The sequence below is a fragment of the Daejeonella sp. JGW-45 genome, from assembly GCF_029360805.1.
Lineage (GTDB): Bacteria > Bacteroidota > Bacteroidia > Sphingobacteriales > Sphingobacteriaceae > Daejeonella.
Genome location: NZ_JARKNC010000003.1, coordinates 149580 through 162200, shown reverse-complemented (window position 1 = coordinate 162200; position 12621 = coordinate 149580). Strand labels below are relative to the sequence as shown.

Annotated in this window: 13 protein-coding genes; 9 read left to right on the top strand and 4 right to left on the bottom strand. The window is 44.6% G+C overall.

Features of this window, described 5'->3' with window-relative positions:
- Window positions 1-134: 134 nt before the first annotated feature.
- From P2W76_RS06265 to P2W76_RS06240, 6 genes are all read left to right on the top strand, one after another.
- Entirely contained in the window at window positions 135-788 is a 654-nt protein-coding gene (locus tag P2W76_RS06265) for an ABC transporter ATP-binding protein (RefSeq protein ID WP_276346743.1), read from the top strand.
- 1 nt (window position 789) lies between these two features.
- Entirely contained in the window at window positions 790-1266 is a 477-nt protein-coding gene (locus P2W76_RS06260; protein WP_276346742.1) for a hypothetical protein, read from the top strand.
- A 1-nt stretch (window position 1267) separates the two neighbouring features.
- The gene (locus P2W76_RS06255) at window positions 1268-1882 is read left to right on the top strand and encodes an HAD hydrolase-like protein (RefSeq protein WP_276346741.1); all 615 of its coding nucleotides are present in this window, start codon (window positions 1268-1270) and stop codon (window positions 1880-1882) included.
- A 27-nt stretch (window positions 1883-1909) separates the two neighbouring features.
- Complete coding sequence (locus tag P2W76_RS06250; protein WP_276346740.1) at window positions 1910-3430, top strand: S41 family peptidase; 1521 nt, start codon at window positions 1910-1912, stop codon at window positions 3428-3430.
- Between the two features lie 605 nt (window positions 3431-4035).
- Window positions 4036-4671, top strand: coding sequence for a peroxiredoxin (locus tag P2W76_RS06245; protein ID WP_276346739.1), 636 nt, complete (start codon window positions 4036-4038; stop codon window positions 4669-4671).
- Between the two features lie 81 nt (window positions 4672-4752).
- Complete coding sequence (locus tag P2W76_RS06240; RefSeq protein ID WP_276346737.1) at window positions 4753-4956, top strand: cold shock domain-containing protein; 204 nt, start codon at window positions 4753-4755, stop codon at window positions 4954-4956.
- Here the strand turns inward: P2W76_RS06240 and P2W76_RS06235 are convergent.
- Genes P2W76_RS06235 through P2W76_RS06220 form a run of 4 tightly spaced genes read right to left on the bottom strand, consistent with a single transcriptional unit; the run spans window position 4951 to window position 8597 of the window.
- Window positions 4951-6132: a hypothetical protein gene (locus P2W76_RS06235; RefSeq protein ID WP_276346736.1), complete on the bottom strand. Its 1182-nt coding sequence runs from the start codon at window positions 6130-6132 to the stop codon at window positions 4951-4953. The two genes, P2W76_RS06240 and P2W76_RS06235, sit on opposite strands and share 6 nt — an antisense overlap.
- On the bottom strand, window positions 6125-7390 hold the full coding sequence (locus P2W76_RS06230) for an aspartate kinase (RefSeq protein ID WP_276346735.1): 1266 nt from the start codon (window positions 7388-7390) through the stop codon (window positions 6125-6127). Before P2W76_RS06230 ends, P2W76_RS06235 begins: the two co-directional genes overlap by 8 nt.
- 11 nt (window positions 7391-7401) lie before the next feature.
- Window positions 7402-7896: a GNAT family N-acetyltransferase gene (locus P2W76_RS06225; protein ID WP_276346733.1), complete on the bottom strand. Its 495-nt coding sequence runs from the start codon at window positions 7894-7896 to the stop codon at window positions 7402-7404.
- Window positions 7897-7922: 26 nt separating this feature from the next.
- On the bottom strand, window positions 7923-8597 hold the full coding sequence (locus P2W76_RS06220; RefSeq protein ID WP_276346731.1) for a YggS family pyridoxal phosphate-dependent enzyme: 675 nt from the start codon (window positions 8595-8597) through the stop codon (window positions 7923-7925).
- A 114-nt stretch (window positions 8598-8711) separates the two neighbouring features.
- Between P2W76_RS06220 and P2W76_RS06215 the strand changes: the two genes are divergently transcribed.
- From P2W76_RS06215 to P2W76_RS06205, 3 genes are read left to right on the top strand one after another with little or no spacing between them, the layout of a single operon-like run.
- Complete coding sequence (locus P2W76_RS06215; protein ID WP_276346730.1) at window positions 8712-9086, top strand: DUF4296 domain-containing protein; 375 nt, start codon at window positions 8712-8714, stop codon at window positions 9084-9086.
- Window positions 9083-11446 (top strand): endonuclease MutS2, encoded by a 2364-nt coding sequence (locus tag P2W76_RS06210; protein ID WP_276346729.1) that lies wholly within the window; start codon window positions 9083-9085, stop codon window positions 11444-11446. Before P2W76_RS06215 ends, P2W76_RS06210 begins: the two co-directional genes overlap by 4 nt.
- 45 nt (window positions 11447-11491) lie before the next feature.
- Complete coding sequence (locus P2W76_RS06205) at window positions 11492-12592, top strand: PQQ-dependent sugar dehydrogenase (RefSeq protein WP_276346728.1); 1101 nt, start codon at window positions 11492-11494, stop codon at window positions 12590-12592.
- Window positions 12593-12621 lie beyond the last annotated feature (29 nt).

The window sequence follows — 12621 nt, the reverse complement described above, 5'->3', positions numbered from 1 at the left end:
GTAAAACTACGTTTTTATGTGGAAATCTGAAAATGAAGACAGGCAAAATCTCAAAATTATCCGTGTTTTTGTTGCAGTTTTGCAGACACTATTTTGTTTATTCGCACATTTGCAGTTAATATATTGTTCGATACATGCTCCAGGCCACAGGAATTCACAAATCATACGGTAAGCTACATATACTCAAGGGTGTCGACCTCGAAGTAAATAAGGGAGAGATAATAACGATAGTTGGGGCTTCAGGAGCTGGAAAAAGCACTCTGCTTCACATTGTGGGGACCCTCGATAAGCAGGACCAGGGTATTGTAAAACTTAATAATATAGATGTGGGTTCGCTGTCTGCCAGGAAGCTAAGCGCCTTCCGGAATGAACATATCGGGTTTATTTTTCAATTTCATCACCTGCTGCCGGAGTTCACTGCACTTGAGAATGTGTCGATACCCGCCTATATCGCAGGGAAAGGTAAGAAGCAAACAGCGGAGCGGGCATACGAGCTCCTCGATCTCCTGGGTTTAAAGGATCGCGCGCAGCATAAACCTGCCGAGTTATCGGGGGGAGAGCAGCAGCGTGTATCGGTAGCGCGGGCACTTATAAATAGTCCTTCCATTATCCTGGCAGATGAGCCATCGGGCAACCTGGATTCAAATAATGCCGAGAGCCTGCACCTTTTATTTAAAGATCTCCGCGACAGGCTGCAGCAAACATTTATTATTGTTACTCATAATGAGAGCCTGGCAAACATGGCTGATCGTAAGGTAGTAATGAAGGACGGACAGATCATCCCATAATATGCCTGTACTGATAACCTCCGGTTTAAGTCCTGAAGCCTGGCGGCTGCAGCGGATCCTGGGAACCAACGACGTGGTATTCTGCGATGAATCCCAGATGCCGGGAATCCCCGGGATCAGAAGTATCGTATTACCAACGTATAGTTCGGGGAGCTATATCCATGAAACGTTAAAGGCCTGCCTTGACTATAATATTGATCGGGTATACCCGCTGAAGCAGGGTGAGGTGCTCGAACTGTCTAAAGCGCGGGACCTATATTCAGAATATAATATCCGTTTGGTAATACCTTCGGGCGACTGGCTTAAAGAAAACCATAGCGAGACGATCTCAAATGCAGCAAATATTACAGTAGTTGAGGAATATGTGGTAAAAGCCGGCAGTCTCCCGCCCGGAGAGTTAATCCCTCCGGATGGAACAGGGATTTTCTGTTGGGCAACCGGTACGGGAAAAATACAGTATAGCCTATATATAATTTAATATGCTTCAATATAAGGATTTCGAGCCCGGGAAAAAGGCATTCGTTTTTGAACTTGACAATGTGCTCTATCCCGAGCGGGATTATCTTCTCCAGGTCTATTATTTGTTTTCAAACTTTATTGAATACAGCGAAGGGACACCGCCATCGGCTGATCTGACAGCTTTCTTTAAAACCGCATACTCCCATCACGGCGACGAAGGTATTTTTGACAGGGCGAAGGAAGCGTTCGGCCTGGATGAAAAATACCGGGTCAATTTTGAACGGCTTTATTATACCGCCCGCCTTCCACTGAAATTACTGCTTTATAAGGAAGTGTTGCAGCTGCTGCAGGATATTGTTGTCGACCGGAAACAGGTTTTTCTTATTACGAACGGAACGCCCGGAATCCAGCTTAACAAGATCCGCCAGATCGAATGGAACGGACTGGAACAATATTTGAAAGTTTATTATGCTGAAGAAGTAAAACTTAAACCCGAACCAGACGTATTAACGTATATACTTAATGAACAGGGGCTACAAAGAAGGGATGTCGTGATCGTGGGAGCTACCACGATCGACGAAGAGTTTGCAGCAGCCTGCGGAATTGACTACCTTAATGTAGACGAATTCCTATAGAAACTAACAAAAAGCCAATTATAACAAATGATTATCAAAGCACCTTTTCAAAAGCTTTTCCTACTGGGCTTTGCACTCCTGACCGGTGTGTCTGCCTGCCGGAAAGATCCGAAGCCAGTTCCGGCTCCGGTTGTTACTCCTCCCGTTGTAAATACCGGGACGAGAGCAGAACTCACTAAAGATTCGATTTTCCTCTACGCTAAGGAGACCTATTACTGGAACGACCAGTTCCCTGCCTACGATGTTTTTAAACCGAGAACATACGCGAGTAACCAGGCTGTCCTGGATGCGATCATCAAGCTTCCGGGAACAGGCAAGCCGGTTGACAAGTATTCATTTCTGGACGATGGCTCTGTTTCTGACGAGCTTGGAGGAGTAAGCGGAGATTATGGATTCTCTGTGTTTTACAACGGTTCAGGTTCAAGCGATCTGAGGGTCAAATATGTTTCGCCAAATTCGCCCGCTGCGTCAAAAAACCTGAAAAGAGGCTATAGGATCACCAAGCTTAATGGCCGGACAGATTTGAGTTCTGCATCCCAGACGACCTTGACTTTCGTTAGTGATGCGATATTCGGATCTGCCAACTCGGTGTCTATGACAGTGGAAAAACCCGGAGGGGCAACTGAGGACGTGGTGGTTAACCGGGCAAATTACGCAACCACGCCCATCTTCCACACATCTGTTTTCACTGTTGGCACTAAGAAGGTGGCTTACATTGTATTTAACAGTTTTACAACCAACTCCCGGGACGCACTTACAGCTAAAATAGCTGAATTCGCTACGGCTGGAGCAACAGAGCTGGTTGTTGATCTGAGATATAATGGCGGCGGTTCGGTTGCAACGTCTGATTTGTTCACAAACCTGGTCGCCCCGGCAAGTGTTACGGGTTCATTGATGTACACTACATTCTGGACTAAAACCATGCAGGATGGAAAAGCAAACATCTTATCAAATCAACCTTTGCTCGATGAAAATGGTAAACTCCGGCCTTTCACAGGCGGGGTAAACGGAGTATACGCCACGTATGCAGATATAGATTATAGCCCTGCGGGAAACCGGGAGAACTTTGCGAAAGTTGGTTCAGCTAACTTCAGCAGGGTCTATTTCCTGGTGCTCTCCGGCACCGCTTCCGCGAGTGAATTATTGATCAATAACCTGAAACCAGTAATGGATGTCAAGATCATTGGCCGTACAACCTATGGAAAGCCGGTAGGTTTCTTCGCCATTACTATCGACAAACTGGATTTATATATTCCACAGTTTGAAACAAAAAACTCATTGAACGCCGGCGGTTATTATGCGGGTATGACTCCTGACTTTTCGATTGCGGATGATGTGACCAAAGATTTTGGCGACCCGACGGAAGGTATGCTTGCTGCCGCCTTAAGCTATTCTCAGAAAGGGACCTTCACAGTGAGCAAACCCGGAAATACTATCAGCAGCACGCGAGCGATGTCTGTATACGAAGCCGAGCAACTAACCCGGGAGCTCGACAAGAACAAATTCAAGGGAATGATCGATGATAAGCTGAAGTTGAAGAGCAAATAGGCGAGGGGAGTCAGGGATCAGGAACCAGGAACCAAGAGCCAAGAATCAGGAACCAGTAGTGTCCGGTTAAAAGATTTGACTTTTCGACCGCCGAAGGCGGTCGCATGTTTATAGTAATTGATATTTCCGACAAATCGACCCTATAGGTGGTCGCATGTGAGTTTAAACATATACGACCCCGAAGGTGGTCGCATGTTTATAGTAATTGATATTTCCGACAAATCGACCCTGAAGGTGGTCGCATGTGAAGTTTCAAACATATACGACCACCTCCGGGGTCAATCCTGCTTGTATTTTACAGGGGCTTGCTTTTAAAAAAGGGCAAAAAAAACATCCAATGCAAGGCGTAAGAACATGTTTTATAGAAATTCCAATTGTACCCGGACACTATTGAACCAGGAGCAAAGAATCAAGATATAAGTCAAGACAAGATCTTTCTCGATGACAATATCAGGTGGTTTTGTGGAGGTACTGGTCAATCCTGGATCATACCATTGTAAAAAATACCCTGTGATTTAATTATAGGGTATTTTTTTTGAATTCCTTGGTATTATCTAGTAATTTAGTAGTCTATTGTATTTAGTAGAACATTAAATCAGAATATTATGAGTTTAAGACTAGGCGATACCGCGCCAAACTTTAAAGCTAAATCATCTCAGGGAGAGATAGATTTTTATGATTTTTTAGGTGACAGCTGGGCTGTGTTGTTTTCGCACCCTGCGGACTATACTCCGGTATGCACGACTGAATTAGGCAAGACGGCGTCCCTGAAGGAAGAATTTGCTAAACGTAATGTTAAGGTGATTGCTTTGAGCGTGGATGATGAAGAATCGCACAAAGGCTGGATCAAAGATATAAACGAAACCCAGGATGTAGAGGTAACTTTCCCTATCCTGGCAGACGAGAACCGGGAAGTTTCAGAATTGTATGGCATGATCCATCCAAATGCATCGGAAACGGCTACGGTTAGGTCTTTGTTCATTATTGCGCCCGATAAGAAGATCAAACTGATGATCACATATCCAGCGTCAACAGGAAGAAACTTCCAGGAAATATTGCGTGTAATTGATTCGCTGCAGCTTACTGCAAATTATAGCGTTGCCACACCTGCAGATTGGAAAGAGGGCGAGGATGTAGTGATCGTGCCGGCTATCAAAACAGAGGATATTCCGGCTAAATTCCCAAAAGGCTATACGGCGATCAAACCGTATCTTAGAATGACACCTCAGCCAAATAAATAATTTGATTGATTAAAATCAGTCGCTATATTTATATTAATAATAGCTCTATGTATTAGTACATAGAGCTTAATTTTTTATACTATGGCAACAGGAAAAGTAAAATGGTTCAATACCCAGAAGGGGTATGGGTTTATTGTGAACGATGAAGATAGCAAAGAGATCTTTGTCCATTTTAAAGATGTAGAAGGCGGAGTGAATGCGATCCGGGAGAATGATACGGTAGAGTTTGACGTAGAGGAGGGAAAGAAGGGTTTGCAGGCCGCCAGGGTTCGAAGGTCATCATAATACCCGTTCACAGTGCAGTACCAGAAGTTCGTTCGTGTTGCTGGTACAAAACAGCAGGTACTCGTCGCCGCCGTCACTGATCCCGAGTTTCTTCTTGAGCGCTTCGGGGCTTAAGGGGAAATTTCTGCAGATCAGGTTTGCTTTTTTTATTCCACCGGACTTTAGAAAGCTTCCATAATGCCAAGTGCTTTTGACCTTGAATTTTCTGCCTGGAAATGAGCCGTTTAAAGTGCGGGAAGTATAGAGGTGCGTGTGCTGCTGTATCTTGGAAACATGGAAATCCCGGGTAATGAGCTTAAAGCATCCCGCTTTAAGCAGCGCCACATCCGGCTCGTAAATATAATTGAGAGGATCCGAATAGCTGCTGATGTGGAACGTCCTTTCTTCACTTATACGGAAGGTATAGGTTTTGTCTTTCTCTGTACCAAATAATGCGCAGGTAATAGGAGGATCGGTACCTGCATCCTTATCCTTAATAAGAAAAAGTAATTCTTTGCATTCATTCTTTATACTTATCACATGAATGCTGCTGACCGCTTTGAGTTCTGAAATGGTCGACTGAATGTCTAGCAGGGGAGCGGCTTTTATCATCAGGAGAGAAGAATGCTCCCTAAGAAGTCTGAGGTTACTGACAACATCAGGTTCGCAGTCTCTGAGCATAAAAACCTTTTTAGACTCAACCCTTCTGGATGGATCGATATAAATAGTGCTGTAAGTTTTGCCTGAACGCCGGAGGTAATCGATTCCATCGCCAGGATGGAAGTAAATCTTTGAACCCAATGTCTTGGAGTTATATGCTGCGATATCGGAAATTTCCTGGTTTAGTTCGCAATGTGTGACGTCCGGACATTTAAGGGCAAAGAAATGCGAGTCGACGCCGAATCCGCCGGTAAGGTCGATGACACTATCACCCTCAACCAGACCAGCTTTATACCTGGCTGCAATTTCCGACGAGGATTGTTCAACAGATAATTTAGGAGGATAATAAATAAATGGTGTTCGGAACCAGAGCGGCAGCTTGTGTTCGCATCGTTTCCTGCTGTCGATCTGGCCCGCCAGTTCAGCGGGGCTCACGGACGGAAAGGGACTTTTTTTCAGACTCAGCGAACGAATGTCCTTGTTTAAGTTTTCCAGGATAAATGACTGAACATCAATATGTAAAATAGCCTTATTCACGTCTCTGTTGCAAGACCAGTTGGGCGGTATCTTTGCTGAACTGCTCGACAACTACAGTTCTTCCAGCGATCAGTTCATAAACATCTTTCTCAGTATAATATAAAATGGTCAGCAGCTCCAGTCCCTCAGTTACCGAAAGCTGTAAGCTATCTGACAGCTGGGCTGTAAGTTTTTTTAACTTTTCAGAATTGTGATCGATGCAGACGGACATACTGAGAGCATTTAATTGCAGCATATTCAACTTAATATGTGCATCGCCGAATAATTTTATAAGTGTGCCCAGGTATATTTCATCCATATAGGAAAAGTCGGTGGTGGAAATATTAAGCAATACCTGGTTTTTCTTAAGTATTATAGCCGGAAAATCACTGATTAGCCTGGCCGCCTTATCAATGCGGGTTCCGCTTTCCCCGGGACGGAGGAAAGGTCTGACAAATAAAGGTATGCCGGCGTTTTGAAGCGGCTTGATAGTTTTTGGATGGATGATGTTAGCACCATAATACGCCAGTTCAAGTGCTTCTGAATAGGGAAGCTGATCATATTTACGTGCCGAGTCAAAAAGTGCGGGGTCAGCGTTCATAATGCCGGGTACGTCTTTCCAGACAGTCAGCGATTCGGCATGAAGACAGGAAGCGAAAACAGCGGCCGAATAATCGGACCCTTCGCGTCCCAGTGTTGTTGTGAAATTTTCGGACGTTCCCCCGATAAAGCCTTGTGTGATAAGAACCTGGTTTTTTTGCCCTTGCAACCCGAGTATTGAGGCAGATGTCTTATCCCAGTCGATCATACCTTCCCGGTAAGTATTGTCGGTATGAATATAACCCCGGGCATCTAACCATTTGCATGTAAGCCCGCTTTGGTTCAAACAGGCAGAGATTATCTTGCTTGAGACCAGTTCGCCTATGGAAACAATCTGATCATAGTTGAAATCATAATCCGGGTGAGGGTCGTCTTCCATCATCCATTCTATTTCGATAAAGGTGTTGGCTACTTCATCGTATACCGGGTGTCCGGGATCATCGAACAATCCGGCCATAATTTGTTCATGATAATCTTTAATTTCATGAAGGATTACATGCGCCTCGTCGCTCCCCGCGACATAAGCCGAACAAAGTTTTTCCAATGCATCGGTTGTTTTTCCCATCGCAGAAACAATGATCACAAGCTGGTCTTTACTGTTCTGGCTAACGATATTAACCAGATTACTAATATTTGCCGCAGAAGAAACAGAGAAGCCTCCGAATTTAAATACCCTCACTAAAAATTTGTTTATCTTGATGAAACATCGTTGTTAACTGCCAGAACGTTTATCTGTTCTTTCGATAAAGCCACGTTCAGCCATCCGCCATCCAATGGGGCATTGTATTTTTTATAGAAATTGATCGCTGGTTCGTTCCAATCGAGGACCTGCCATGTCATTCCGTTGAAGTCTTTTTCCACAGCCTCTTGTATCAGGCGGTCAAAGATCAATTTTCCTATCCCTTTACCGCGCATTTCCTCTGTGACCAAAAGGTCCTCAAGGTACATGCGGCAACCTTTCCATGTTGAATATCTGATATAGTATAAGCCGAAGCCCTGGATTTTCCCCTGAGATTCAGCAACAAAGGCCTTCCACACTGGGTGCGGACCAAAGCCCGCGTCCTCAAATTCCTGCAAGGTCACAGTGACCTCGTCTGGCGCCCGTTCGTATACAGCCAGTTCATGGACGAGGTCCAGTAGCCGTTGACAATCTTCTCTGAGAGCTTCGCGTATTTTAATCTCCATAATTTTGGCGGTTAACGGTAAATATCCTACTTCTTTGACCGGGTGCCAAATAACGTGCTCCCAAGGCGTATCATGGTGCTGCCTTGTTCAATGGCAATTTTGTAGTCGCCCGACATTCCCATCGATATCTCATTGAAGTGGGAATCCCTTCGAAAAAATGTTTCCTTTAGGCCCGAGAAGAACGTTTTTAGTTCATAAAACTCTTCCCTTATCATTCGTTGGTTATCGGTCAGGGTTGCAATCCCCATTACACCACGGATCCGTATATTTTTAAGAGCTGCAAACTCTTCTGAGCGGAGCAACTCTATTGCCTCAGAGAAATCGAGGCCGTACTTGGTATCCTCGTCTGCAATATATATCTGCAAAAGACAATCGATCACCCGGTTATTCTTTACGGCCTGTTTGTTAATCTCCTGCAGTAATTTAATGCTATCAACAGAATGTATCATGCTGATAAACGGTGCGATATATTTAACTTTATTGGATTGAAGATGTCCTATAAGATGCCACTCAATGTCTTTGGGAAGCTTTTCATATTTATCTACCAATTCCTGGACCATGTTTTCACCAAATATTCTCTGGCCTGTACCGTATGCTTCAATAATACTTTCTACTGGTTTTGTCTTCGAGACAGCAATTAGCTTAACTTCCGAATTCCCAAGTTCCTCCTTAATAGCTGATATATTAGCTGCAATGCTCATTAATCCGTATTTTTGTTTGGTAATTTTAATGGCTAAACCTACGGGATACTCTAGTAAAATGCAACAGTTTTATAAGATACCGGGCTATATTTATCAATCGGCAAGAGTTTTTATATGAAGCGTCAATATGCATTTTTCCTTAGCCTGTTCTTTTTGGCTGCATGTAATAAGAATGAATTACCCAAAGGTGTTCTTGAAGAGCAAAAAATGGTCAGGATCTTAGCCGACCTGACTGTTATTGATGGCTATATGTCTACACTGATGTATGCGGATAGCATCCGGATGAACGGAAAAAATTATTATGCCACTGTTTATAAAAATCATAACATAAGCAAGGCTGCGTTTGACTCGAGTATGAAGTACTACAGTAAACAACCTGTATTACTCGATAGTATGTACAGCAAGGTTGACAGTTTACTGCTGACGCAGGAAAAGCGGCTGATGAAAATGCAGGAACTGGAACAAAAGAAGCTTATTAAAAGTAAATGATCTACCCTACTAACGCAGCCGAGAAGCTGGGATTCCTGGATGTAAAGGAACTTATAAAATCATATTGTCTCAGCAGCATGGGTCAGCAGATGGTTGATAAGATGAGTGTGATGAACAACTTTGATCACATCAACAAATTTCTCCGGCAGACCCACGAGTTTAAAAATATCCTTGTCAGCGACTCACCCTTACCAATTACCAACTTTTTTGATATTAAGATCATGGCTGAGAAAGCCAGGATAGAGGGAACTTACCTTAGTGAAGATGAGTTTTTTAAGATATCTATGTCGCTCGGAACCGTGTTCTCGGTAATTCATTATTTTACAGAGCGGGAGGGGCGGTATCCAAACCTGGAGGCCTTATTCGAGCATTTGCCGATCGAGAAATCGATCATTCATAAAATCGAACGGGTCATAGATCCCAAAGGCAAGATAAAAGCCAATGCATCGGCGGCACTTCTGGATATTATTTCCGGAATAACCAAAGCCGATCAGGAAGCGCGAAAAAAAATAGACCAAATATTCAAGAATGCGCAGAATAATAACTGGACGGCAGACGGTAATCTTACTGTGCGGGATGGGCGGCTTTGTATCCCTGTTTTAGCTGAGAATAAGAGAAAGCTGAAAGGTTTTGTTCATGACGAATCCTCATCAGGGCAAACAGTTTATATCGAGCCGGAGGAGGTCTTCCAACTAAATAACGTTATAAGGGATCTGGAATTTGAGAAAAGAAGGGAGATCATCAAGCTCCTGATAGCCTTAACCGGCGAATTAAGACCTTATGTACCCTTGCTGTTGTCGTACCATGGTTTGCTCACAAAGCTCGACTTCGTCCGTGCCAAAGCCCTGTTTGCGATAAGCATAGAGGGTGAAATGCCCGTCCTTAGCAGGGAAGCGGAGGTCGACCTGATCAATGCAAGGCATCCTTTGTTATTGTTAAACCTCAGGAAAGAGCAGCAGTCGGTGGTTCCATTAAATATAAAGATTGACGAAAACCAACGTGTGATAGTGGTTTCGGGGCCAAATGCGGGAGGCAAGTCGGTTTGCATGAAAACAGTCGGTTTGCTTCAGATCATGGTCCAGGCCGGGCTGCTGATCCCAGCGGATGAGCATTCAAAGATTGGCTTGTTTAAACAAATATTTGCCGATATCGGTGATGATCAGTCGATTGAAAGTGACTTGAGTACTTACAGTGCGCATCTCTCGAAAATGAAAAACTTTATAGAGATGGCAACGCCCAAAACGCTGATCCTCATCGATGAGTTTGGAACGGGCACGGATCCGCAGTTTGGCGGCCCGATTGCTGAAGCGGTTTTGGAAGAATTAAACCAAAAGAAGGTGAAGGGTGTTGTAACAACTCACTATTCTAATCTGAAGACCTTTGCTAATTCGACATCGGGGCTGGAGAATGCATCGATGCTGTTCAATAACCAGGAGATGCAGCCCTTGTATATCCTTTCTCTCGGAAAGCCCGGCAGTTCCTATGCCTTTGAGATTGCTCAAAAGATTGGGCTGAGCTCTAAGGTACTGCAGTCTGCCCGGAACAAGATAGGCGACTATCAGAAGAAGGTTGATACACTTTTAGTCGACCTTGAGCGGGATAAGAAGGAACTGATCGATGCACGGGTATCGCTGGAAAAAAAGGAGCGCGGACTAAAAGCCATGCTGGCAGAAAACGAGCAGCTTAAATCCTACCTGGAGGAAAATAAAAAGGCCATTCTCAAAGATGCCAAGCTAGAAGCCCATAACATCATTAAGGGTGCGAATAAGCTTATTGAAAACACGATTTCAGAGATCAAGGAAAGTAAAGCCGAGAAAGAGCAAACACAGAAACTTCGTCAGAACCTGCAGCATGAATTGAAAAAGCACGAGGTGCAGGAGAAGAAGTCAGCCGCACCAAAGCCTGCAGCAGAACTGCAAAAGGGCGACTGGGTTAGGCTGCTCGACTCGGACACAGTAGGGCAGGTAATGGAAATTGCAAAGGACAATGTGATCCTGGCTATGGGAGACCTGCGATCGGTTGTGAAGATAAAGCGCTTAGAGAAAGTATCTAATAAGGCGGTTCCTAAAGAGATCCGTAAAAGCCATAGCACAGACCTGACGGAAAGCTTTGCCAGTTTCAGTGCGGAGCTGGACCTGCGGGGCCGGCGGGGCGAGGAAGCCTTGCATGAGATCGAAAAATATCTGGACAGGGCGGTTATGCTGGGGTTAAACAATCTCAAGATCATCCATGGGAAAGGGGATGGCATATTACGTAAACTTATCCGCGGGTATTTGAGTAAATATCCGCAGGTTGACCGCATGGAAGACGAGCATGCCGACCGGGGCGGAGACGGCATAACTTATGTGTATTTGAAATAGGTGAACAATTCTTTCATCACGATGTTTATCAAAAAAAGCGTCGCTATGAATAAGTTACCTTTACTAATTGCCATTACTGCAATACTCTCGTATGCGGCATGTAAAAAGTCATCGGATGAGTCGGGCGAACCTTTGCCTGATTCCTCTGTAGAGATCCAGGTCTTATCTCAGAACCTGTCGTTTCCGTGGGAGATACTCTGGGGACCAGATAATATGATATGGATGACAGAAAGAGGCGGTAAGGTCAGCCGCGTGGATCCGGCTACCGGAACCGTCAGTCACGTGTTCACAATCAGCGATGTCAAGTCAACCGGCGAAGGCGGTTTGCTGGGAATGGCCCTTCATCCTTCATTTACAACGAACCCACATGTATTCGTTGTTTATAATTATGATAAAGGCGGTACGTATATGGAAAAGGTTGTCAGGTATACTTATAACGGCTCGACATTGACAAGTCCGATGATAATCCTCGATAATATTCCCGCTTCCAGTATTCACAATGGTAGCCGGCTGCTCATTACTTCAGACCTCAAGCTGTTCATAACAACGGGCGATGCAGCTAACCAGCCATCGGCTCAAAACTTAACTTCCTTAAGTGGTAAGGTGCTGCGTCTAAACCTGGACGGCACCGTGCCAGCCGATAACCCGGTAGCGGGGAATCCGATGTGGAGCTATGGGCACCGTAATCCTCAGGGGCTCGTATTCGCCAACGACAGGCTTTATAGTTCTGAACATGGTCCGGATAAAGATGATGAGATCAATGTTATTCTCAGGAACCGGAATTTCGGCTGGCCTACGGTAAATGGCTTTTGCAATGAAACAGGTGAACAAAGTTTCTGTTCTGCGAACAATGTCGTACAGCCCCTTACCAGTTGGACTCCTACAATTGCTGTGTCGGGAATGGATTATTACAATAACAATGCAATTCCCCAATGGAGAAACTCGCTGATCCTGGCCACGCTGAAGGATGAAACGTTGTATCAGTTGAGATTAAGTTCTGATGGAAATAAGATCGATGACACGAAAAAGCTTCTCAGCGGTACCTACGGCCGGTTGAGAGACGTATGTGTGTCGCCAGCCGGGAAGGTCTACGTAGCCACAAGTAACGGTTCAAATGATAAGATCATCGTACTGATGAAGAAGTAATCCATTGCTTTTGTTATTTTCGTCTTCTA